The following is a 22,413-nucleotide window of genomic DNA, read 5'->3' as shown; positions in this document are numbered from 1 at the left end:
TCACATCCGGAAGACGCCGAAGCCCTCGGCGCCCTTGATCGGGGAATTGTGGATGGCGGACAACGCCATTCCCAACACCGTGCGGGTGTCACGCGGGTCGATGACGCCGTCGTCGTAGAGGCGGCCCGACATGAACATGGGCAGCGATTCGGCCTCGATCTGCGCTTCGATCATGGCGCGCATCCCGGCGTCGGCCTCCTCGTTGAAGGGCATGCCCTTGGCCTCGGCCGCGGCCCGGCCCACGATGGAGATGACGCCCGCCAGCTGCGCGCCGCCCATGACGGCGGATTTGGCACTGGGCCAGGCGAACACGAAGCGCGGATCGTAGGCGCGCCCGCACATGCCGTAGTGTCCCGCGCCGTAGGACGCGCCCATGAGCAGCGAGATGTGCGGCACCTTCGAATTCGAGACCGCGTTGATCATCATCGCGCCGTGCTTGATGATGCCCTTCTGCTCGTATTCCTTGCCGACCATGTAGCCGGTGGTGTTGTGCAGGAACAGCAGTGGCGTGTTCGACTGGTTGGCCAGCTGGATGAACTGGGTGGCCTTCTGCGCTTCCTCGGAGAACAGCACGCCGCGGGCATTGGCGAGAATGCCGACCGGGTAGCCGTGCAGTTCGGCCCAGCCGGTCACCAGGCTGGAACCGTAGAGCGGCTTGAACTCGTCGAAGTCGGAGCCGTCGACCACGCGGGCGATGACCTCGCGCGGATCGAACGGGATCTTGAGGTCGCTCGGCACGATGCCGAGCAGTTCCTCCGAGTCGTACAGCGGCTCGATCACCTCGGTGACCGGGCGCGCGGCCGGACCCTGCTTCTGCCAGTTCAGTCGCTTGACGATGGAACGGCCCAGCCGGATCGCGTCCTGCTCGTCCGCGGCCAGGTAGTCGGCCAGACCCGAAACGCGGGCGTGCATTTCGGCGCCGCCGAGGGATTCGTCGTCGGACTCCTCACCGGTGGCCATCTTCACCAGCGGCGGACCGCCCAGGAACACCTTGGAGCGCTCCTTGATCATGACCGTGTAATCGGACATGCCCGGGACGTACGCACCTCCGGCGGTGGAGTTGCCGAAAACCAGTGCGATGGTGGGGATTCCGGCCGCCGACAGCCGGGTGAGGTCCCGGAACATCCGCCCACCGGGGACGAAGACCTCTTTCTGCGTCGGCAGATCCGCGCCGCCGGACTCGACCAGGCCGATCACCGGCAGCCGGTTCTCCAGCGCGATGTCGTTCATGCGCAGGTTCTTGCGCAGCGTCCACGGATTCGACGTACCGCCGCGCACGGTCGGATCCGGCGCCACGATCATGCACTCGACGCCCTCGACGATGCCGATGCCCGCGATCACGCTGGCGCCCACATGGAAGTCGCTGCCCCAGGCCGCGAGCGGAGCCAGCTCCAGGAACGGCGAATCCTCGTCGATGAGCAGTTCGATGCGTTCACGCGCGGTCAGCTTGCCGCGCTTGCGGTGCCGGGCCATCTTGTCCGGTCCACCGCCCGCGATGTTCTTGGCGTACTCGGCCTCCACCTCGGCCAGCTTGGCCGTCATGGCCTCGGCGGCGGCCTGATAGTCCGCCGAATTCGGGTCTACGGACGTGCGCAGAATACTCAAGACTGGAACCCCAATCGCTTGGCCGCGAGGCTGGTCAGGATCTCGTTGGTGCCGCCGCCGATGCCGAGGATGCGGACATCACGGTAGTGGCGCTCGACTTCGGACTCACGCATGTAGCCGAGGCCGCCGAAGAGCTGCACCGCCTGGTGGGCAACCCATTCCGCGGTCTCCACGGCGGTGTTCTTGGCGAAGCACACCTCGGCGATCAGATCGGTCTCACCGCGGGCGGCGCGCTCGGCCACCGCGTGCGTGTACACGCGCGCGACATCGATGCGGCGTGCCATCTCCGACAGCGTGTTCTGCACGGCCTGGCGGCTGATCAGCGGGCGGCCGAAGGTCTCCCGGTCCCGGCACCACTGCAGCGTCAGGTCCAGGCAGCGCTGGGCGTGCCCGTACCCCTGCACGGCCAGCCCCACCCGCTCGCTCACGAAAGCCTGTGCGATCTGGGCGAATCCGCTGTTCTCCGGGCCCACCAGGTTCGAGACCGGCACTCGCACATCGACATACGACAGTTCGGCGGTGTCCGAGCACAGCCAGCCCATCTTCTCCAGCTTGCGGCTGACGGTGAACCCGGGCGTGCCCTTCTCCACCACCAGCAGCGACACACCCGCCGCGCCCGGACCGCCCGTACGCACCGCGGTCACCACGAAATCGGCGCGCACACCGGAGGTGATGAAGGTCTTGGACCCGTTCACGATGAAGTCGTCGCCGTCCCGGACCGCCGTGGTCCGCAGATGCCCGACATCCGAACCGCCGCCCGGCTCGGTGATGGCCAGCGACCCGATCTTCTCGCCCGCCAGCGTCGGCCGCACCCAGCGCTCGATGTGCTCGGCATTGCCCGAGGCGATCAGGTGCGGCACCGCGATGCCGCAGGTGAACAGGGAGGCGAACAGGCCGCCCGAGCAGCCCGCGTAGTGCAGCTCCTCGGCCACGATGGCGGCGTCGATGCCGTCGCCACCGGAACCACCGGCGGATTCCGGGAACTGGACGCCCAGCAGCCCCAGCGCACCCGCCTTCTTGTGCAGCTCACGCGGGATCTCGCCGTTGCGCTCCCACTCGTCCAGATATGGCAGTACCTCCCGCTCCGCGAAACCGCGCACGGTGGCGCGCAATTCGCGGCGTTCGGGTGTCTGCCAGGGGTCTGCATATCCGGCGCTCATACCGCCTCGTTCCCTTCCGCGAGGCCGAAACCTCGCCTGTCACCGGCTCGGCCGGTCCACGGCCGCAGCACAGGTCCGCCGCGCCGCCTCACGGCAGCAACTCCGCGGGGATGTCGAGGTAGCGGGCGCGCAGCCATTCGCCGAGCCCCTTGGCCTGCGGGTCGAAGCGGGCCTGATAGGCCACGCCCTCCCCGAGCAGGCCCTCGACAATGAAGTTCAGCGCCCGCAGATTCGGCAGCACGTGCCGGGTGACCGGCAGCGCGGCGGTCTCGGGCAGCAGGCGGCGCAACTCGTCGACGGTCAGCGTCTGCACCAGCCAGCGCCACTGTTCCTCGGTGCGCACCCAGACGCCGATATTGGCATTGCCGCCCTTGTCGCCACTGCGGGCCAGCGCGATCGCGCCCAGTGGGGCGCGGGTGGTGGCTCCGGCCGGAAGCGGCTGCGGCAGTTCCGGTTCCGCGACCGCAGCCAGCTCCAGGGTTTCCCCGGCCGGCGCGATCGCCACCTCGGTGCCGTCCGCCAGGACCGCCGTATGCGGAATCTCCTTGGAATCCACGTATCCCGGCGTGAACACCCCGTACGGACCGCCATTGCCGGGCGGGGCCGTCAGCGAGAAGCCGGGGAAGCTGGCCAGGGCCAATTCCACGGCGACACTGGAGAACGCGCGCCCCACCTTGTTCGGATCCGGGTCCCGGACCACACAGCGCAGCAGGGCGCTGGCCTGCTCCTCGGTATCGGCGTCGGGCCGGTCCAGCCGCGCCAGCGTCCACTCCAGCTCGGCGGGCCGCGCCGGCAGCCAGGACTCCAGCTGCCGTTGCGCCAGTGCGGCTTTGGCCTCGATATCCAGGCCGGTGAGGATGAACTCCATCTCGTTGCGGAATCCGCCGATGGTGTTGGTCGACACCTTGGTCTGCGGCGGCGGGGCCTCACCGGTCACACCACTGATCAGCACCCGGTCGGGGCCCTCCTGGCTAACCTCGATGGTGTCGAGTCGCGTGGTGACATCCGGACCGGCGTAGCGCGCGCTCTGGATCTCGTACATGAGCTGGGCTTTCACCGTGTCCACGGTGACCGCGCCGCCGGTGCCCTCGTGCTTGGTGATGACACTGCTGCCATCGCGCCGCACCTCGGCGATCGGGAAGCCCGGCCGCCCCAGATCGGCGATCTCGGTGAAGAAGGCGAAATTGCCGCCGGTGGCCTGGGTGCTGCACTCGATGACGTGCCCCGCCACCACCGCACCGGCCAGCGCATCGTAATCGGTTCGGCCCCAGCCGAAATGCGCGGCCGCGGGACCGACCACCACCGAGGCGTCGGTGACCCGCCCGGTGACCACGATGTCCGCGCCGGCCGTCAGGCATTCGGCGATGCCCCACGCGCCCAGGTAGGCGTTCGCGGTGAGCGGCGCGCCCAGCCCCAGCTCTCCGGCGCGCGCCAGCAGATCGTCACCGGTCACGTACGCGACCTTCGGTGCGAGACCGAGCTTTTCGGCCATCTCCCGCACCCGCTGGGCCAGCCCGGCCGGATTCAGCCCGCCCGCATTGGCGACGATCTTCACCCCGGACTCGAGGGCCAGGCCGAGGCTGCCCTCCAGCTGCTTCACAAAGGTTTTGGCGTAGCCGAGGTTCGCGTCCTTCATGCGATCGCGTCCCAGGATCAGCATGGTGAGCTCGGCCAGATAGTCGCCGGTGAGCACGTCGAGCTGCCCGCCCTCGAGCATCTCCCGCATGGCGCTGAGGCGATCGCCGTAGAACCCGGAACAGTTGCCGATCCGAATCAGATCCGGAGTGTCGGCGAGCTGACTCATGGCGGGCCTCCCTGTACACCTGCGCTGTCACAGCGCGGTCGGCGCAGCCTCGGTGCTGCGGTCGGTTACAGGGTCACATCAGGTCAGGAAAAAATCAAGCCCGCGTGCTTGTTATTTTTCAAAATCCCAGGTCGGGACCGGTCTCCGGTACATCGGCAACCTTCAGGCACACTGAACAGGTGTCCTCAGACGTCACCGTGATCGTCCTGCTCGCCCTCGCCGGATTCCTGCTCGGCGGGGCGTACTCGCTGTTCAAGACCTCGCGCCCACTGGCCATCGGGCTCGCCGTCTGCGGCGTGCTCGCGGCCGTGGGCGCGGTGCTCTGGATGACGAACTGACTCTCGGGCCGGCGGACCCTCACTCGGCTTCGAGGCGGAAGATACGGAGATCTTCCGGGACGCCGCTCAGGGGAGCCGCGAAAAAGCTACGGCGATAGGGCTTTACGCCCAGGCCGAGCTCCTCGAGCGTCTCCGGGCGCAGCGAGTCCAGCGTCACGCCCGAGAGCATGGTGTTGCCATTGCCGCCCGCCTCCATGACGCGGGCCGCGATGTTCACATCGATGCCGAGCCAGTCGCCGCCGATCTCACGCGGACTGCCGGTGTGCAGCCCCAGGCGCATCTGCGGGCGATAGCCGTCCACCGATACCGCCGACAGGTTCTCCTTGGCCGCCACCGCCGCCCGCACGGCCCGGTCCGCGGACGGGAACACGGCCATCATGCCGTCGCCCATGCGCTTGACCACCTGGCCGCCGCGATCCACGATGGGCGGCTCGATGGCCTTGGCCACCCGTCGCAGCAGGTCCAGGGTCACCTCGTCCCCCGCGGCCAGGGACCAACTGGAGAAGGCCACCAGATCGGTGAACATGATGGTGATCTCCTGCGGGCCGCGGCCCTTGCCGATCCGCTCCAGCACGGCCTGCCAGACCTGCAGCGCACCCAGCCCCAATTCGCGTGCGGCACTGGGGGAATCACCGACCAGCTTGTCCGCCGCGCGAGCCACGGCACGCGCGCCACCGGGTCCGGAGACCGAGAGCGGATCACCGAAGGCCGGATCGCCGGGCAGGTTCTCGCGCGCCTTGCGGATGGCGTCGATGATGTCGCCGCGCTGATTGGCGGCATTGACCATGGCCGAGAGCTGCCCGGGAAAACGGCCGCGCCGCCGCCCGGTCCGCGACTCGTCGGTCTCGTCGGGGTCCTCGGACAGTTCCGCGGGTATCAGCGGGATGACCACATCCGGGTCGATGCGGGGTTGCCGTGCCCGGCTGCCGGGCGCATCGCGGGACCGATTGCGATCGGTTCCCAGTCCGTCCGTACGGTTCGCGTCGGAGGCGCGTTCACCGCCGTCGGAGGGTCGTTCGCTCACGCCCAGAGCGTATCTCAGCGTTCCGTCGTGGAATGGATCAATGATTGCCACCTGACACCTCCCGATCGGTGTAGCGGCCACATCATTGGACCCGCCGAAGGTTTGAGTGTTTTGGTTGCTGTTTCGATGCTACCGACCGTCCAGTACGACGGCCAACCGATCCATGCCGACAGGAAAAGTTAGCTGGAACACACTTTTGGCCCGCTATGACATCGGCCCGATACGGAGAATCCGTATCGGGCCGATGCTCGCCGCCGTGCCGGGCAGTGGCCGGCGGCCCCTAGGGCAGGGTCTGTGCGCGCTCTACGCGTCGCGCTTATTTACCACGAACAACGCGGCCGCGAAGATCAATCCGACAAAGACCGCAAAGTAGACCAGGCCACCCCACGGACCCCAGTGCCAGTACGACGACTTGGCGTCCACGGTGCCCAGGAACAGGCCCGCGTTCTGGAACGGCAGCAGCACCTGGATCTCCCGGCCGATCTTGCCGAACGCGCCGACCATGGGCTCGAGGATGACCGGCCAGACGATCAGCAGCGACAGCGCGCCCGCCGACTGCCGGATCAGCGTGCCCACGCCGACCGCCAGGAAGACCACCAGCAGGATGAACAGCGGCACGGCGTAGAAGACCCGCAGATCGCCACTGCTCAGGCTCAGGTGGCTGCCCGCGTCGTGGTTCACCATGACCTTGAAGATGACGAAGCCGAGGAAGGTCAGCGCCGCACTCAGCAACGCCATAGCAACCCCGATGACACCGGCCTTGGTGAGCAGCACCGTGGTTCGACCGGGAACCGCGAGGAAGGTGGTCTTGATGGTGCCGAAGCGGTACTCACTGGTGACCGCCAGCGCCGCCAGGATCATGACCATCAGGTAGCCGAAACCCGGAATGCCCTGGGCCAGGCCGGTGATACCCAGGCCCGCCACCGAGTTCTCCGCGTACGGCGCATCGGCCGGGGTCATCTTGCCCTGGGCCAGCTGATCCTCGAAGACCCGCCAGGACGCGTTCAGGGCCAGGCTGAACAGCGCCGCGATACCCAGCGCGAACACCACCAGCAGCGCCGTGCACCAGACCGGGGACTTGGTCGAGGTGAGCTTGATTCGTTCCGCCGCGAGCACTCCCATCAGAGCGCACCTCCCATAACCTGATCGAAGCCTTCGCCGTGGTATTGCACCGCGCCACCGGTCATGCGCATGAACGCCTCCTCCAGCGAGGCGCGCTGCGGCGAGAGCTCGTAGAGCGTGATGTCATTGGCGCCGGCCAGTTTTCCGACCGCGTCGCTGGTGACGCCCGCGACCACCAGGGCCGCGCCGTCCGTCTCTACAGGTTCTTTACCGGCCGGCCGGGCACCATCCTCGCGCACCGTCATGCCGTTCGAGGTGAGCAGGCTGCGCAGCTGATCGAGCTGCGGACTGCGCACGCGCACAGACTGTTCCGAGGCCTTCTCGATGAAATCCTTTGTGGTGGTGTCGGCAATGAGCCGGCCCCGGCCGATTACGACGAGATGCTCGGCGGTCTGCGCCATTTCGGAGAGCAGATGGCTCGACACCAGCACGGTGCGACCCTCGCCCGCCAGCCGCTGCATGAAACGGCGGATCCACAGAATGCCCTCGGGATCCAGGCCGTTCACCGGTTCGTCGAACAGCAGCACCTGCGGGTCGCCGAGCAGGGCACCGGCCAGGCCGAGCCGCTGGGACATACCGAGGGAGAAACCACCGGCACTCTTGTTGGCGACCTCGGACAGGCCGACCAGGCGCAGCACCTCCTCCACCCGCGACTGCGGAATGTCATTGGAGGCGGCCATCCACCGCAGGTGCGAGCGCGCGGAACGATTGGGATGCACCCACTTCGCGTCCAGCAGCGCGCCGACGGTGTCGAGCGGACGCTTCAGGTCGTGATACGGCTTACCGTCGATGAGGGCGGTGCCGGAGGTCGGCGTGTCCAACCCCAGGATCATCCGCATGGTGGTCGACTTGCCCGCCCCGTTCGGGCCGAGGAAGCCGGTCACCTGCCCCGGACGGACCGTGAACGACAGGTCCGACACCGCGACGGTCTGGCCGTAGTGCTTGGTCAGGCCTCTCAGTTCGATCATGGCGACCAGTCTTCCCCATGTACGGAGCGCGCACTATCGCTAATTGGTCGCGCGTCGCTCATCCCTGAGGATGACTGTGTCCAATTTGCCCTCCGCTTCGCTCCGGGCGGGTTCGCGGCGCTGAAGGTCTCGTTCTTCCCTCCTCCGCTCCTCCGCTTCGCTCCCCCGCTCCAAGCGCGGGGAGGCGGAGCGCGGTCCAGAACGAGACGCGCCGCGAACCAGAGTGCGGCGCTTCAGAATCCGGGCGAGGACGCTTGGGCCCAGAAGCGCTTGGGGATTCGGCCCGCCTGCCGCGCCAGCCGGCCGGCCTCCACCGCGCGGGCCATGGCGGCGGCCATCAGCGCGGGCTGCCGGGCGCGGGTGACCGCGGTGGCCAGCAGGACCGCCGAGCAGCCGAGTTCCATTGCCAGCGCGGCATCACTGGCGGTGCCGATGCCCGCGTCGAGGATGACCGGCACGCCCGCGGCGGCCACGATCATCTCGATATTGTGCGGATTGCCGATACCCAGACCGGTGCCGATCGGCGAGCCCAGGGGCATGACCGCGGCGCAGCCGGTGTCCTCGAGGCGCTTGGCCAGCACCGGGTCGTCGGTGGTGTAGGGCAGCACGGTGAAGCCGTCGTCCACCAATTGCTCTGCGGCGGCGACCAATTCGATCGCGTCGGGCAGCAGGGTGCGCTCGTCGGCGATGACTTCCAGCTTCACCCAATCGGTTTCGAGAGCCTCGCGGGCCAGCTGGGCGGTGAGCACCGCCTCGGCGGCCGTGCGACAGCCGGCGGTATTGGGCAGCGGCGCGATCTCCAGCCGCTTGAGCAGGTCCAGCACGCCGGTGCCGCCCGCGGCGTCCACCCGGCGCATCGCGACCGTGGTCAGCTCGGTGCCCGAGGCGACCAGGGCCTCCTCCAGCACGGCCAGGTTCTCCGCCCCACCGGTGCCCATGATGAGCCGCGAGCCGAACTCACGTCCCGCGATGACCAACGGTTCGATCGAGCTAGCCACCCTGCACCGCCGTCAGCACCTCGATCTCCCAGCCGCGGCCGACCGGCTCGTCCCAGCGGGACTTGGGGAACACCGCGCCGTCGATGGCCAGCGCCACGCCCTGGCACGGCAGGTTCAGCCGTTCCAGCAGCTGCCGGATGGTGAGCTCGTCGGGGAAAACATGATCCTCGCCATTGACGGTGACGCCGACCGGGATTGCGGTCATCGGACTCCTCCTGGGTGAAACGGTGCGGCGGTGGTGAACCGGCGCGGATCCGCGGCGCGCGCCTCGGGCAGCTCGGTGTCGGCGAGCAGCGCCAGGACGGCGTCGGCGGTGACCGGGGTGTCGAGAATGCCGTTGCGGCCGTGTCCCGCGGCCACGATCACCCGCTCGTCCAGGTAACCGATCAGCGGCAGATTGTCGGGTGAGCCCGGGCGCGAACCCGCGATGGCCTCGGCGAATTCGTACTCGCCGATACCCGGCAGCACGGCCTCGGCATCGGTGACCAGATCGCGGACTCCGGCGACGGTGACGGCGTTGTCGAACCCGACTTCGTATTGTGTTGCACCCAGCACGATTCCGTCACGTCTCGGCACAAGATATATGGGCCGGCCGTGCACCCGGGCCCGGACCACACGGGCGGGCACGGGCGGGGCGCTGGGGCGGCGGCGCAGGCGCAGGATCTCGCCCTTCACCGGGCGCACCGGCAGACCGGGCCACAGGTCGGCGGCCGCGGCGCCGGTGGCGAGCACGATGCGATCGTGCGGCAGGCCGGCCGGCGACTCCACCCGCTCCGCGCGGAACTCGACTCCGGCCGCGGCACAGGCGGTTCGGAGCGCGGTCACCAGCACGCGATTGTCCACGGCGGGTTCGGCGACGGCGAGCAGTCCGGCGCGCACGCCGCGGCCCAGGCCGGGTTCGGCGGCGCGCACCCCGGCGCGGTCCAGCAGGCGCAGCTCGTGGCCGCGGGCATTCACCCAGTCGGCGATGGTGCGCAGGTCGGCGGCATCGGCGCCGTCCAGGGCGACGGTCAGGGTCTGATTGGCGACGAAGACATCGGTGCCGGTGACGGCCCGCAGCTCGGCGGCGAAACCGGGCCAGCGGATCAGGGAGGCGGCGCCGAAGGCGAGAGCGGCGTCCTCACCGGGCCAGCCCTCCGAGAGCGGGGCGAGCATGCCGCCCGCCACCCAGGAGGATCCGGAGCCCACGGCCGGGTCGAAGACGGTGACGGTCCAGCCCGCTCCGGCGGCACGCCAGGCTACCGAAAGTCCGATCACACCGCCGCCGACGACGGCCAGAGTCCGCATGTGAATCCACCTAACTCATCCCGGCATCCGCGGGACCTGCATATATATCGCGCGAAACAGTGGACTCGGCGGCAGCGTCGCGCAGCTGCACGCCGGGCGCGCTCCCTCGGGTCGTTTCGACTCGAACACCGTAGCGCGACTACCGTCGAAGCTGTGCAACCCTCCCACCCGAACCGGCCCGCCACCCCACGGGAACGCCTCGCCACCGCGCGGCTGTACCTGTGCACCGACGCCCGCCGGGACCGGGGTGACCTGGCGGAGTTCGCCGAGGCGGCCCTGGCCGGCGGCGTCGACATCATCCAGCTGCGGGACAAGGGCTCGCCCGGGGAGAAGCAGTTCGGGCCGCTCGAGGCCAAGGCCGAACTGGGTGCGCTGGCCGAGCTGAAGGCCGCCGCCCGCCGCCACGGCGCCCTGGTCGCGTGCAACGACCGCGCCGATATCGCGCTCGCGGCCGGGGTGGACGTGCTGCACCTGGGCCAGGGCGACCTGCCGCCCTGGTACGCCCGGCAGATCCTGGGCGGCGAGGTGGTGCTGGGCCGCTCCACGCACAATCGCGCGCAGGCCGGACTGGCCGCGGTGGACGAGCACATCGACTATTTCTGCACCGGGCCGGTGTACGCCACCCCGACCAAGCCGGGCCGCACCCCCGCGGGCATCGACCTGGTCCGGTCCACCGCGGATTCGCACACACAGCGCCCGTGGTTCGCCATCGGCGGCATCGACGCCCGCAGCCTGCCCGAGGTGCTGGACGCGGGCGCGACGCGAATCGTGGTGGTGCGGGCCATTACCGAGGCCGACGATCCGCAGGCCGCCGCCCGCGCCATCAAGCAGCGGATCCTGGAGAACGACCGCTAGCTAACCGACCGGGTCGAGGCGGATCGGGACGCCGTTCAGGTTGGACATGCCCGCGAGGCGTTCCACATCGGCGAGATCGGTGGACATCAGGTCGTTCACGTTCGCGCCCCCGGCGGCATTGGCGCGCTGCCAGCCGCCGTCGTGACCCCAGCCGTGCGGAATGGCCACGGTGCCCTCGGTCATGTCCTCGGTGAGCCGGGCGGTCACCTCGATGGCGCCGTGCGCGGAGGTGACCCGGCAACGGTCGCCATCGGAAATGCCCGCCACCGCCGCGTCTTTGGGGTTGATGCGGGCGGCGTGCTCGCGGTCGCCGCGCATGAGCGGCTCGGCATTGTGCATCCACGAGTTGTGGGATTTCAGTTCGCGCAGGCCGATGACGCGCAGCGGATAGGCCGGATCGGCCGGCCGCGCGCTGAGGGCGCGCAGTTCGCCGATGATCTCGTCCGGATCCAGCCGGACGCGGCCACCCTTGTGCCGCACCACGTTCCGCAGCACCCCGGTGGCGATGCTGTCGGCGAGCACCACCCCGTGCGGGTGACGGCGCAGCATGCGCAGGCTGAGGCCATTGCGGCGGAGGCCGAATCGGTCGCCGTAGGGGCCGGTGCGCAGGGCCAGGTCGGCCAGCAGGGCCGGGGTGGGGCGGGCGGAGCCGAGGCCCGGGACGCGGCGGCGCAGCGCGCTCAGCAGGCGACCGGCCGGGCGGGCCGGGCCGACAGCGAAGGGCTGCACACCGATCCGGGTCGCGATGGCGTCGATGATCCGCCATTCCTCGCGAGCCTCCCCGTATGGTTCGACGACCCGCTCGGTGTACTGGGTGTACGGCGTCGGGGAGAACGCGGTGAAGGGCAGCGGAATGTCGTCGCGCTCCAGGAAAGTGGTCGCCGGGAGGATGTAGTCGGCGATCCGGTTGGTGTCGTTGACATATATGTCCATGGAAACGAACAGGTCCAGTTCGGTGAGCGCGGCGGCCAGTTCGCGGCCATTGGGCACCGAGGAAACCGGATTGCCCGCCGAGGTGAACAGGGCACGCAGCTGCCCCGCGCCGGGCGTGGTGATCTCCTTGGCCATGATGGCGGCCGGGAAGGTACCCAGCACGTCCGGGAATCCGCCGATGCGGGAATGGTTCTTGCCGTAGCCGGCGAAACCGAGGCGGGCGCTCAGCTCGGAGACCGCCACCAGTTCCTTGCCGAAGACCGAACCGCCCGGCCTGTCGAGGTTTCCGGTCACCAGGGACAGGACGTCGATGAGGAAGGCCACCAGGGTCGCATGCCTGCCCAGGCAGGTGCCGGTGCGGCCGTAGACCGCGGCGGATTCGGCGCGGGCCAGATCACGGGCCAGGGCGCGCACCCGATCCGGTTCGAGGCCGGTGACCTCGGCGGTGAATTCGGGCGTGAAACGCGCTACGGCATCCCGTAATTCACGTGCGCCGCCGGCCTGGCGGCGCAGCGCCGCGGCATCTTCCAGACCCTCGTCGAAGATCACCTGCAACAGAGAGGCCAGCAGCCAGGCCTCACCGTCGGGTCGCACGCCGACGTGCTCGAACAGCTTGGCGGTCTCGGTGTTTCGCGGGTCGACCACCACCACCCGCCCGCCCCGCTTCGTGATGGCGGTGAGCTTCTCGCGGATACGCGGCGCGCTCAGCACACTGCCGTGCGAGACAAGGGGATTCGCGCCCAGCATGAGCAGGAAATCGGTGCGGTCCAGATCGGGCACCGGCACGGTGGTGAGGGAGCCGTAGAGCAGCTCGCTGGCAACGAAGCGGTTGTTGATGTCCTGGGAACCGGCCGAATACACGTGCTTCAGCCCGGCGGCCAGCTGGAAACCCACCATCCACAGGGTGTGTGAATAGGAGAAGGAGGACGGATTGCCGAAATACCAGCCGAGACTCTCGATTCCGTGCTCGCGGATGAGCTCGCGCAGGCGTGCGCCGATCTCGTCCAGCGCCGTGTCCCAGGAGACCCGTTCGAACGCGCCGGAGGCCGTGCGCCGCAGGGGATACAGCACCCGGTCGGGATCGTTCTGGATCTCGGTGAAGGCGATGCCCTTGGGGCAGGCGTTGCCGCGGGAGAGCGGATGGTCCTTGTCGGCGCGCAGGCGCACCAGCTTCCCGTCCTCGACGGTGGCGATCAGCCCGCAGAGGGGCTCACAGATCCGGCAGTAGGTGGGAACCTCGCGCGTTGTCACGCCTCAAGACAACACCTGGTCCAAAGTGAGGAACAACACATTTCCGGCCAGATTGGTCTGTTCCGTGACCGATGCGGGCGCGCCGATGCGGGCGGTGCGGCCTGCCCCGTCGCCATTCGAATGCAGCCAGAGGAATCCCTGCCCGGCCAGATCCAGGGTGCGCGGCAACGCGGCCGCCACCGCGCCGGTATCGGCGATTCCCTCGAGACTGATCAGGGTGGGCGTGGCGCGCAGGGCGGGCCAGGCGGCGGCGAAGCCCGGGTGCAGCGGCCGGTCCTCGACCTCGTCCTCGGGCACCCAGATCAGGTCCTGACTCTCCTGGTTGCCGCGGGTGCGCAGTTGATCGGCGGCATCGGCGATGACGGTGGTGTAGGTCCAGCCACTGGGCGCGGTCGCGGTCACGCGGGATCCGCGCACCCGGATCGAGCCGGGCGCGATACCGGCCTCCTCCTCGGCCTCGCGGACGGCCGCGTGCACGCTGGTCTCGTGGGAGTCACGGGCTCCGCCGGGCAGCGCCCAGGTCCCGCCCTGATGGGTCCAGGCGGCCCGATGATGCAGCAGGACTGCAGATCCGCCGCCGGCCAGCGGGGCGCGCAGCAACAGTCCGGCAGCGCCGAAACGACCCCACTGGCGGGTGCCATCCGGACTCTCCGCCCACCCGTCCCCATCACCACGCATCTTCGCAATCCCATCGTCCGACCGCACTGCCGTGCACCGTCCCCGCTCGGCGGAGCAGACCGCGGGGATTCCCGCGCCACAGCGGCGGTACGTCCACAATAAGCTCATCCGGCAGCAACAAGTCGGTCGTTCGATATCGGTCAGTAGGAGGTGAGGATGGCTCGCACCGAGGAATTGCGGCTCGCGGAGCTGTCCCCGCGCACCGCCGCGGCGGCCTGGCGCGAACGCTTCGCGACCACCGAGCTGCGCAGTTTCGCCCAGTCCTCCCCGGCCAAACTGATCGCCATCGGGCTGGTCCTGCTGAGCCTGTGCGTGGCGGCCGGCCTCGTGACCGCCACCGCGGTGACCAACCGGCAACACGCCCTGGACGTCCTGCTGGATCAGTCGGAGCCCGATGCCTATTCGGCGCAGCGGCTCTACACCTCGCTGTCGGTGGCCGACGCCTCGGCCGGTGCCGCCTTCATTTCCGGTGGGCTGGAACCGAAGCCGGTGCGTGACCGGTACAACCAGGCGGTCGGCGAGGCCGCGGCCGAACTGGTGACCCAGTCCAATCGCAGTGACGGGGAGACCGATACGCGGCTGCGCAGCGGCATCGCCACCGGACTGCCGGTGTACACCGGCGTCATCGAGACCGCGCGGGTCAACAACCGCGCCGGGGAGCCGGTGGGCGCGGCCTATCTGAGCGAGGCGTCCAACCTCATGCAGGGGACGCTGCTGCCGATGGCGCAGGAACTGCAGGAGCACCGGTCCACCGCCATCACCGCCACCCAGCACACCCACGTGCGCCCGCCCTGGCCCGCCATCCTGCTGCCGCTGCTGGTGGTGGCGGCGCTGATCGCGGCACAGCTGTTCCTGTACCGGCGCTGGCACCGGGTGCTCAATCTCGGGCTGCTGCTGGCCACCGGGACCATGGTGGTGCTGCTGGCCTGGACGGTGATCGCGGGCATCATCTCCGCGGTGGACACCACCCACGCCCGCGACCAGGGCAGCACCCCCACCACGGCGCTCACCCAGAGCCGCATCCTGGCCCAGCAGGCCCGCACCGCGGAGACCCTCAAGCTGGTGCGCCGCGACACCAGCGCGGACTACGACAAGGCCTACGACCAGGCCATCGACAAACTGCGAAACATCCTGTCCGGCTATCGAACCGACGCGCCCGGCGCGCGCGACGTGCAGACCGCGGCGGGCGCCCTGGACCGCTGGCGGGCCGCGCACCAGCGCATGAACGACGCGCTGTCCAAGGGCGACTTCCTCGGTGCGGCCGCGGTCGCCACCGGGCCGGGCGCCAACGAGGCCGCCGCCCAGACCGACGCGCTGGACCGCGCGCTCGGCGACGGCATCGCCGACACCCGGAACATGCTGCGTACCGACACCTCGCACGCCGCCCGCGCGCTGGACCTGCTCGGCCCCGGGGCGCTGGTGCTGAGCACCGCCACCGCCGTGCTGATCGCGGCCGGGCTCTGGCCCCGACTGCGGGAGTACCGATGACCCGAAGACCCGTCCGCTCCCTGACTCTCGCGGCCCTGGCCGCGGCCGTGGCCTGCACGGCCGCCTGCGGCGACACCGGTCCGCCGCCGCCCGCGCCCTCGACCCGGGTGCCCAGCTATGTCGAGCCGCCGCTGCCGTCGGGAGCCGTTGCGGCACAGACCCAGACCGCGCCGCCGCCGGAGGTGACCGACTGCGGTGACCCGACCGCGAGCCTGCGGCCCAACGGCACCAGGAACGGGCCGGACATCGACGCCATCCGGGCGCGAGGGCGGCTGCTGGTCGGCCTGGACCCGGGCAGCAATCTGTTCAGCTTCCGGGATCCGGCCAGCGGCACGCTCGCCGGATTCGATGTGGAGATCGCCCGCGAGCTGGCCCGGGACCTGCTGGGCGATCCGGCGGCGCTGGAGTTCCGGATCCTCGGCTCCGCCGACCGCGAGCGGGCGCTGCAGGAGCACACCGTGGACGTGGTGGTGAAGACCATGACCATCAATTGTCAACGGCGGCAGACGGTTACCTTCTCCACCTCGTATCTGCAGGCGCATCAGCGCGTGCTGGCCGTGCGCAACTCCGGCATCAACGGACTCACCGATCTGGCGGGCAAACGGCTGTGCTTGGTCAACGGCACCACCTCGCTGGACCTGGTCCGGCGCGCGCAGCCCGCCGCGTCCATCCTCACCGTGCCCACCTGGGCCGACTGCCTGGTGGTGCTGCAGCAGCGGCAGGTGGACGCGGTCAGCACCGACGACACCGTGCTGGCCGGGCTGGCCGAGCAGGATCCGGCCACCGAGGTGGTCGGTCCCGACCTGAGCACCGAGCAGTACGGGATCGGCATCTCCAAGGGCGCGGACGATCTGGTCCGCTTCGTCAACGGCACCCTGGAACGCCTTCGCGCGGACGGGACCTGGAACCGGCTCTACCGCCGCTGGCTGGTGACCGAACTCGGCGACGCCGCCATTCCGCCGCCCCCGAGGTATCAGGACTGACGATGACCACACCGGAACAGCCCGAGGGGACGCAGGCGGTCACGCGCACCGAGATGACCGTGGGGCCGTACTGGCCCGCCCGGACCGAGGTGACCACGCGGCACGCACCGGCCGGCGACGACGATGGCGCGGGCACCCGGCCCGCCCAGCGCACCGAGCCGACGCCGCGCGCGGAATCCCCCGGCACGGAGCCGACCGCCGTGGAACCGGAAATCCCGGTGGCGCCGGGTGTTCCGAGCGCCGAGGGCGAGTCGCGTACTCCGACCCGGCCCTCCCAGCGCACCGCCCGCATGACCCGCCCGCGCCCCGCGGTGCGGCGGCTCGGGGCCGGACTGGTGCCGATCCCGGCGGTGGAGCCGGTGGATCCGGAAGCCGCCGTGCTCGACGATCCGGTGGTGGCCGAGGGGCGGCGGTTCTGCTGGCGCTGCGGCAAGCCGGTCGGGCGGGCCTCCCCAACCCAGGTGTCCACCACCGCGGGCACCTGCCAGACCTGCGGTGCGCCTTACGATTTCCGGCCCTCGCTGTATCCCGGCGACCGGGTGGCGGGCCAGTACGAGATCCAGGGCTGCATCGCGCACGGCGGACTGGGCTGGATCTACCTGGCCATCGACCGCAATGTCAGCGACCGCTGGGTGGTGCTCAAGGGCCTGTTGCACGCCGGTGACGCCGAGGCACAGGCGGTCGCGCTGGCGGAACGGCAGTTCCTGGCCGAGGTCGTGCACCCGAGCATCGTGAAGATCCACAACTTCGTGGAACACCCGGGACCGGACGGGACGCCGATCGGCTACATCGTCATGGAGTACGTGGGCGGGCCTTCGCTGCGCGATCTGCTCGATCACCATGCGCCCGACCGCATGCCGGTCGCCGAGGCCATCGCCTACCTGCTGGAAATCCTTCCGGCCCTGGACTATCTGCATTCGGTGGGGCTGGCCTACAACGACCTCAAGCCCGACAACATCATGATCACCACCGACCGCGTGGAGCTCATCGACCTGGGCGCGGTCACCCAGTTCGAGGCGTACGGAAACCTGTACGGCACCAGGGGATTCCAGGCGCCCGAGATCGCGCACACCGGGCCGACGGTGGCCTCCGACATCTACACCGTGGGCCGCACGCTGGCCGTGCTCACCCTGCGCCTGCCGATGGAACGCGGCGCCTACGTCGACGGCATCCCGGATCCGAAGGAGCAGCCGGTGCTGGCCCGGCACCCGTTCCTCTACCGGCTGCTGCTGCGCGCCACCCACCCGGACCCGGAGCGCCGCTTCCCCTCCGCGCGCCTGCTCGCCACCCAGCTCACCGGCGTGCTGCGGGAGATCCTGGCCGTCGAGACCGGCAATGAGCATCCGCAGCTGTCCACGCTGTTCAGCCCGCCGCGCACCAGTTTCGGCACCGGCGAGCTCATCGCGCAGACCGACGGCATCATCGACGGCGTCCCCCGCGACACCCTGCTGCAGCCCCGCGATGTGGTGGCGGCGCTGCCGGTGCCCATCATCGATCCGGGCGACCCGTCCGCGCCGCTGCTGGCCGGGGCCGCGCATCCCGAACCCCGGCACTCCCTCGACGAACTGCGGCACGCCCGCCAGCGCGCGTCGGCCGAACCCGGCGGGGCGCCCGAGACTTTCGAACTGGAGGTGACGCTGGCCGAGGCCCGCGCCCACCTGGACCTCGACGAGCCCGCGGCCGCCCGCATGCTGCTGGCCCGGCTCACCGACGAGCCGCTGCCGCCGGCCCCGGACTGGCGCATCGACTGGTACCTGGGCCTGACCGAGCTGCTGGAACTGGAGTACGAGCGCGCCTTCGCCCGCTTCGACACCGTACTGGAGGCGCTGCCCGGCGAGATCGCGCCCAAGCTGGCGCTGGCCGCCACCGCGGAACTCATTCTCCAGCACTGGGATTCGCCCGATCCCGAGGAATGGCGGTCCTACGCCGAGAGCTACTACGCCACCGTGTGGCGCACCGATCGGGGCGTGGTGAGCGCCGCCTTCGGCCTGGCCCGCCAGCTGGCCGCGGCCGGGAACACCACCGCCGCCGTGCACGCGCTGGATCAGGTGCCGCCCGCCTCACGGCATTACGCGGAGGCCCGGATGACGGCCATTCTCATGCTGCTGACCTGCGCGCCCGCCGCGGAACTGGACGAGTCGACACTGCGGGTGGCGGCGGCGCGGGTGCAGGATCTGCCGCCCGGCGAGGGTCGCGCGGCCCAGCTGCGGATTCTCACCCTGGGGATCGCGCTGGGCTGGGTACAGGCCGGGAAGCAGCCGAGATCGGCCGGTTCCACGCTGTTCGGGTCACCGTTCACCGAGCGGGATCTCCGGCGCGGCATCGAGACCGGCCTGCGCGGCCTGGCCCGCTCCGCGCCCGAACGCTCCCACCGGTACGCGCTGGTGGATCTGGCCAACGCGGTGCGCGCCAAATCCTGGTTCTGAGGCACCGGAAGAGTCCCGTGTCGCCCGCGGCGGTCACAGAGGCAGTCTGCGAACCACGGGGCCGGCGAGGGAATTTCGGCCCCTACCACGGTTGTGCGTGGTGCGACACGGGTTCCGGTGGACCGGGCTAACCGGATCCGGTGACCACCATGCCAGGTCCATCATGATGTTTTCGTGAAGTCCGAATCGCCATGCGGGGGTGCGGCGGCGCTCAGCCGACCAGATCGGCGGCGGCGCGGGCGATGGCGAGTTCCTCGTTGGTCGGCACCACCAGCACCGACACATCCGAGTCGCCGGTCGAGATGCGCCGGGCCGTACGGTCTTTCGCGGTGTTCCGGTCGGCGTCGATGCGAATCCCGTACCGCTCCAGCCCCGCCAGCGACTCGGCGCGCACCTTGGCGTCGTTCTCACCGACACCGGCGGTGAAGGTGATGGCGTCCACCGCCCCCAGCTCGATCAGGTAGGCGCCGATGTAGCGGCGCAGCCGGTGGATGTAGACGTCGAACGCCAATTTAGCGGTCGGATGGCCGGTTTCGATGAGGCGGCCGAGCTCCCGGAAGTCATTGACACCGGAGATGCCCTTGATCCCGGAGTTCCGGTTGAGCAGGGCGTCCACATCGTTCACATCCATGTCCGCGGTACGGATGAGGTGGAAGATGATCCCGGGATCCAGATCCCCGGACCTGGTTCCCATGACCAGGCCCTCCAACGGGGTCAGGCCCATGGAGGTGTCCACCGCCTGCCCGGCCCGGATGGCCGAGGCCGACGCGCCGTTGCCGAGGTGCAGCACGATCTGGTTCAGCTCGGTTCTGTCCTTCCCGAGGAAGGCAGCGACCTGGCCGGACACGTAATCGTGCGAGGTGCCGTGGAAACCGTACTTGCGAACACCGTGCGCCGCCGCGATTTCCGCATCGATGGCGTAGGTCTTCGCCGCGGCGGGCAGATTGTGGAAGAAGGCGGTGTCGAACACCGCGACCTGCGGCACGTCCGGCAGCAGCGCGCGCGCCGACTCGATGCCGATGACATTGGGCGGATTGTGCAGCGGCGCAAGGGAGGATAGGTCGACGATGGCCTGCACCACCGCGTCGGTGATGAGCGTCGGCTGGTAGAAGACCTCACCGCCGTGCACCACCCGGTGCCCGACCGCGGCCAGATCCGCGTGCGCCAGATCCTGGCCGCTCGCGATGAACAGATCGAACACCACCCGCAGGCCCTGCGCGTGATCGGCGATGGGCCCCTGATACTCGAAAGTCTTCTCGCCCGAGGTGTGTTCGACGGTCACCGCATCCCGCTCGACCGCCTCGCCGATGCGCTGCACCACGCCCTGCGCGCACACATCGGCGGTCGCCGGATCGAGCAGCTGATATTTGATGGACGAGGATCCGGAATTGATCACCAGAACCTTCATCACGCCTCCTGCTGAGCCTGAATCGCGGTGATCGCGACGGTGTTCACGATGTCCGCGACCAGCGCGCCCCGCGACAGATCATTGACCGGCTTGCGCAGACCCTGCAGCACCGGGCCGATGGCGACGGCCCCGGCGCTGCGCTGCACCGCCTTGTAGGTGTTGTTGCCGGTATTGAGGTCCGGGAAGATGAAGACCGTCGCCTGGCCCGCCACTTGGGAATTCGGCAGCTTGGTCTTGGCCACCGTGGGCTCGATGGCGGCGTCGTATTGAATCGGCCCCTCCACCAGCAGTTCCGGCGCCCGCTCGTGCACCAGCTTGGTGCCGGCGCGCACCTTGTCGACGTCCGCGCCGGAACCCGACTCACCCGTGGAATAGGAGAGCATGGCCACGCGCGGATCGATGCCGAACTGGACGGCGGTGCGGGCGGAGGAGATGGCGATATCGGCCAGCTGGTCGGAGGTCGGGTCCGGCACCACGGCGCAGTCGCCGTACACCAGCACCCGGTCGGCCAGGCACATGAGGAAGACGCTGGACACCGTCGACACGCCCGGCTCGGTTTTGATGATCTCGAAGGACGGGCGGATGGTGTGCGCGGTGGTGTGCGCCGCGCCCGACACCATGCCGTCGGCGACCCCCATGTGCACCATCATGGTGCCGAAATACGAGATGTCGCTCATGAATTCGCGGGCGCGGTCCACCGTCATGCCCTTGTGGGCACGCAGGCGGGCGTACTCCTCGGCGAATTCGTCGCGCAGCGGGCAGGTCTTGGGATCGAGCACCTCGGCGGCCTCGATGTCCACGCCGAGCTCGGCGGCGCGGCCGCGCACCGCCGCCTCCTCGCCGAGGATGGTCAGGTCGGCGATCTTGCGCTGCAGCACCCGCCCGGCCGCGCGCAGAATGCGGTCGTCGTCGCCCTCGGGCAGCACGATGCGCTTGCGGTCGTTGCGGGCGCGGTCGATGAGCTGGTACTCGAACATCTGCGGTGTGACGATGTTCGGGATGGGAATCTCGATCTGCCGCAGCAGTTCCCGCGGATCGACCCGCTGCTCCATGAGGGCCAGCGCGGTGTCCACCTTGCGGATGCTGGACAGCGAGACGCGGCCGCGGGTGAGCGCGGTGGCCTTGGCGGTCTCGAAGGTGCCGAGATCGGTGGCGAGGATGGGCAGCTTGGGTTTGAGGCCCGCCATCAGCCGCGCGATGGACGGCTCGGGCAGCATGCCGCCGTTCATGATGATGCCGGCCAGCGACGGAAAGCCCTCCGCCTCATGGGCGTTCACCAGCGCGAGCAGCACGTCGGAGCGGTCACCGGGGGTGATGACGGCGACGCCGTCGGCGAGGCGTTCCAGAATGTGCTCGGCGGTCATACCGCCGACGATCACCTCGAGCGCCTCGCGCTGCATGAGTTCCGGGTCGCCGCTGTAGAGTTCGCCGCCGATCGCCTCGCGCAGCTCCTCCATGGTGGGCGCCTGCAGCAGCGGCACCTCCGGCAGCGTCCAGGACGGCACGGTGCAGGCCTGCTTCAGGGCGGCGGCGTCGGCTTCCAGCTGCCCGGGCTCGCACCGGTTGGCGATCACCGCCACCAGCTTGGCGTGCTCGGCCGCCAGCTCGGCGCGGCACAGCTCCACCAGCTGGCCCAATTCCTCAGGGGTGCGGCCCATTCCGCGCACCACCAGCAGTACGGGCGCGCCGAGGTTCACCGCGATGCGGGCGTTGTAGCGCAGTTCGCTGGGGCTGGCGACATCGGTGTAGTCCGAGCCGACGATGAGCACGGCGTCGCACTGCTTGGCGACCGCGTGGTACCGCATGACGATCTCGCTGATCGCCGCGTCCGGATCCTCGTGCACCTGTTCGTAGGTGACGCCGATGGCCTGGTCGTAGTCGACATCGGCGGTGGAGTGCTCGAGCAACAGCTCGAGAATGTAGTCGCGCCCGATCGCGGACCTGGTGATCGGCCGGAACACGCCCACTCGCGGCGTGGTCGCCGCGAGGGCCTGCAGGACGCCGAGCGCCACCGTCGACTTGCCGGTGTCGCCCTCGGGGGACGCGATGTACACACTGGAAACCGGTGTGGCAGCCATGGGCGAA

The 22,413-nt window shown here is 69.6% G+C and carries 18 protein-coding genes; 5 read left to right on the top strand and 13 right to left on the bottom strand.

Going from position 1 to position 22,413, the window contains the following annotated elements; genetic code table 11:
• From ACFXKA_RS24205 to ACFXKA_RS24195, 3 genes are all read right to left on the bottom strand, one after another.
• Nucleotides 1-1,605, bottom strand: coding sequence for an acyl-CoA carboxylase subunit beta (locus ACFXKA_RS24205; protein ID WP_379429011.1), 1,605 nt, complete (start codon nucleotides 1,603-1,605; stop codon nucleotides 1-3).
• Nucleotides 1,602-2,765, bottom strand: coding sequence for an acyl-CoA dehydrogenase family protein (locus ACFXKA_RS24200; RefSeq protein ID WP_379429010.1), 1,164 nt, complete (start codon nucleotides 2,763-2,765; stop codon nucleotides 1,602-1,604). The genes ACFXKA_RS24205 and ACFXKA_RS24200 overlap by 4 nt, the downstream gene beginning before the upstream one ends.
• 88 nt (nucleotides 2,766-2,853) lie before the next feature.
• Nucleotides 2,854-4,569 (bottom strand): acyclic terpene utilization AtuA family protein, encoded by a 1,716-nt coding sequence (locus ACFXKA_RS24195; protein WP_379429009.1) that lies wholly within the window; start codon nucleotides 4,567-4,569, stop codon nucleotides 2,854-2,856.
• Nucleotides 4,570-4,748: 179 nt separating this feature from the next.
• Here ACFXKA_RS24195 and ACFXKA_RS24190 point away from each other — a divergent pair, with 179 nt between their 5' ends.
• Nucleotides 4,749-4,907 (top strand): hypothetical protein, encoded by a 159-nt coding sequence (locus tag ACFXKA_RS24190; protein WP_354843480.1) that lies wholly within the window; start codon nucleotides 4,749-4,751, stop codon nucleotides 4,905-4,907.
• 19 nt (nucleotides 4,908-4,926) lie between these two features.
• On the opposite strand, the gene ACFXKA_RS24185 is transcribed toward ACFXKA_RS24190, so the two are convergent.
• From ACFXKA_RS24185 to thiO, 6 genes are all read right to left on the bottom strand, one after another.
• Nucleotides 4,927-5,931: an adenylate/guanylate cyclase domain-containing protein gene (locus ACFXKA_RS24185; protein ID WP_379429008.1), complete on the bottom strand. Its 1,005-nt coding sequence runs from the start codon at nucleotides 5,929-5,931 to the stop codon at nucleotides 4,927-4,929.
• 303 nt (nucleotides 5,932-6,234) lie between these two features.
• Nucleotides 6,235-7,053 (bottom strand): ABC transporter permease, encoded by an 819-nt coding sequence (locus ACFXKA_RS24180; RefSeq protein ID WP_354843475.1) that lies wholly within the window; start codon nucleotides 7,051-7,053, stop codon nucleotides 6,235-6,237.
• Nucleotides 7,053-8,021, bottom strand: coding sequence for an ABC transporter ATP-binding protein (locus tag ACFXKA_RS24175; protein ID WP_354843473.1), 969 nt, complete (start codon nucleotides 8,019-8,021; stop codon nucleotides 7,053-7,055). The genes ACFXKA_RS24180 and ACFXKA_RS24175 overlap by 1 nt, the downstream gene beginning before the upstream one ends.
• A 233-nt stretch (nucleotides 8,022-8,254) precedes the next feature.
• Entirely contained in the window at nucleotides 8,255-9,007 is a 753-nt protein-coding gene (locus ACFXKA_RS24170; RefSeq protein WP_379429046.1) for a thiazole synthase, read from the bottom strand.
• A 4-nt stretch (nucleotides 9,008-9,011) separates the two neighbouring features.
• Nucleotides 9,012-9,224, bottom strand: coding sequence for a sulfur carrier protein ThiS (gene thiS, locus ACFXKA_RS24165; RefSeq protein ID WP_354843470.1), 213 nt, complete (start codon nucleotides 9,222-9,224; stop codon nucleotides 9,012-9,014).
• The gene (thiO, locus tag ACFXKA_RS24160; RefSeq protein WP_379429007.1) at nucleotides 9,221-10,306 is read right to left on the bottom strand and encodes a glycine oxidase ThiO; all 1,086 of its coding nucleotides are present in this window, start codon (nucleotides 10,304-10,306) and stop codon (nucleotides 9,221-9,223) included. The genes thiS and thiO overlap by 4 nt, the downstream gene beginning before the upstream one ends.
• Nucleotides 10,307-10,459: 153 nt before the next feature.
• Here thiO and thiE point away from each other — a divergent pair, with 153 nt between their 5' ends.
• Entirely contained in the window at nucleotides 10,460-11,161 is a 702-nt protein-coding gene (gene thiE, locus ACFXKA_RS24155; RefSeq protein WP_354843464.1) for a thiamine phosphate synthase, read from the top strand.
• On the opposite strand, the gene ACFXKA_RS24150 is transcribed toward thiE, so the two are convergent.
• Both ACFXKA_RS24150 and ACFXKA_RS24145 read right to left on the bottom strand, forming a co-directional pair.
• Nucleotides 11,162-13,345 (bottom strand): molybdopterin-dependent oxidoreductase, encoded by a 2,184-nt coding sequence (locus ACFXKA_RS24150; protein ID WP_379429005.1) that lies wholly within the window; start codon nucleotides 13,343-13,345, stop codon nucleotides 11,162-11,164.
• Nucleotides 13,346-13,348: 3 nt separating this feature from the next.
• Nucleotides 13,349-14,023: an NUDIX domain-containing protein gene (locus tag ACFXKA_RS24145; protein WP_354843459.1), complete on the bottom strand. Its 675-nt coding sequence runs from the start codon at nucleotides 14,021-14,023 to the stop codon at nucleotides 13,349-13,351.
• A 156-nt stretch (nucleotides 14,024-14,179) separates the two neighbouring features.
• Here ACFXKA_RS24145 and ACFXKA_RS24140 point away from each other — a divergent pair, with 156 nt between their 5' ends.
• From ACFXKA_RS24140 to ACFXKA_RS24130, 3 genes are read left to right on the top strand one after another with little or no spacing between them, the layout of a single operon-like run.
• Nucleotides 14,180-15,511 carry a hypothetical protein gene (locus ACFXKA_RS24140; protein WP_354843457.1) on the top strand — a complete coding sequence of 444 codons (1,332 nt, stop codon included), beginning with the start codon at nucleotides 14,180-14,182 and terminating at the stop codon, nucleotides 15,509-15,511.
• Nucleotides 15,508-16,494 carry a glutamate ABC transporter substrate-binding protein gene (locus ACFXKA_RS24135; RefSeq protein WP_354843454.1) on the top strand — a complete coding sequence of 329 codons (987 nt, stop codon included), beginning with the start codon at nucleotides 15,508-15,510 and terminating at the stop codon, nucleotides 16,492-16,494. Before ACFXKA_RS24140 ends, ACFXKA_RS24135 begins: the two co-directional genes overlap by 4 nt.
• 2 nt (nucleotides 16,495-16,496) lie before the next feature.
• On the top strand, nucleotides 16,497-18,920 hold the full coding sequence (locus ACFXKA_RS24130) for a tetratricopeptide repeat protein (protein ID WP_379429004.1): 2,424 nt from the start codon (nucleotides 16,497-16,499) through the stop codon (nucleotides 18,918-18,920).
• A 211-nt stretch (nucleotides 18,921-19,131) separates the two neighbouring features.
• Here the strand turns inward: ACFXKA_RS24130 and ACFXKA_RS24125 are convergent, their stop codons facing one another.
• Nucleotides 19,132-20,328 carry an acetate kinase gene (locus tag ACFXKA_RS24125; RefSeq protein WP_379429003.1) on the bottom strand — a complete coding sequence of 399 codons (1,197 nt, stop codon included), beginning with the start codon at nucleotides 20,326-20,328 and terminating at the stop codon, nucleotides 19,132-19,134.
• Nucleotides 20,328-22,406 (bottom strand): phosphate acetyltransferase, encoded by a 2,079-nt coding sequence (pta, locus tag ACFXKA_RS24120; RefSeq protein WP_379429002.1) that lies wholly within the window; start codon nucleotides 22,404-22,406, stop codon nucleotides 20,328-20,330. The genes ACFXKA_RS24125 and pta overlap by 1 nt, the downstream gene beginning before the upstream one ends.
• Nucleotides 22,407-22,413 lie beyond the last annotated feature (7 nt).

It is taken from the genome of Nocardia sp. NPDC059228 (assembly GCF_042754245.1).
Classification (GTDB): Bacteria; Actinomycetota; Actinomycetes; order Mycobacteriales; family Mycobacteriaceae; genus Nocardia.
The sequence above is the reverse complement of the archived record's forward strand: the minus strand, read 5'-3'. Positions and strand labels throughout refer to the sequence as shown.

Excerpts from the sequence above, each read along its gene's own strand:
- thiS (WP_354843470.1), bottom strand. The coding sequence starts at position 9,224 with ATGACCGCAATCCCGGTCGGCGTCACCGTCAATGGCGAGGATCATGTT.
- ACFXKA_RS24135 (WP_354843454.1), top strand. The coding sequence starts at position 15,508 with ATGACCCGAAGACCCGTCCGCTCCCTGACTCTCGCGGCCCTGGCCGCG.
- ACFXKA_RS24175 (WP_354843473.1), bottom strand. The coding sequence starts at position 8,021 with ATGATCGAACTGAGAGGCCTGACCAAGCACTACGGCCAGACCGTCGCG.
- ACFXKA_RS24130 (WP_379429004.1), top strand. The coding sequence starts at position 16,497 with ATGACCACACCGGAACAGCCCGAGGGGACGCAGGCGGTCACGCGCACC.
- ACFXKA_RS24140 (WP_354843457.1), top strand. The coding sequence starts at position 14,180 with ATGGCTCGCACCGAGGAATTGCGGCTCGCGGAGCTGTCCCCGCGCACC.
- ACFXKA_RS24180 (WP_354843475.1), bottom strand. The coding sequence starts at position 7,053 with ATGGGAGTGCTCGCGGCGGAACGAATCAAGCTCACCTCGACCAAGTCC.
- ACFXKA_RS24195 (WP_379429009.1), bottom strand. The coding sequence starts at position 4,569 with ATGAGTCAGCTCGCCGACACTCCGGATCTGATTCGGATCGGCAACTGT.
- pta (WP_379429002.1), bottom strand. The coding sequence starts at position 22,406 with ATGGCTGCCACACCGGTTTCCAGTGTGTACATCGCGTCCCCCGAGGGC.
- thiO (WP_379429007.1), bottom strand. The coding sequence starts at position 10,306 with ATGCGGACTCTGGCCGTCGTCGGCGGCGGTGTGATCGGACTTTCGGTA.
- ACFXKA_RS24145 (WP_354843459.1), bottom strand. The coding sequence starts at position 14,023 with ATGCGTGGTGATGGGGACGGGTGGGCGGAGAGTCCGGATGGCACCCGC.
- ACFXKA_RS24200 (WP_379429010.1), bottom strand. The coding sequence starts at position 2,765 with ATGAGCGCCGGATATGCAGACCCCTGGCAGACACCCGAACGCCGCGAA.
- ACFXKA_RS24125 (WP_379429003.1), bottom strand. The coding sequence starts at position 20,328 with ATGAAGGTTCTGGTGATCAATTCCGGATCCTCGTCCATCAAATATCAG.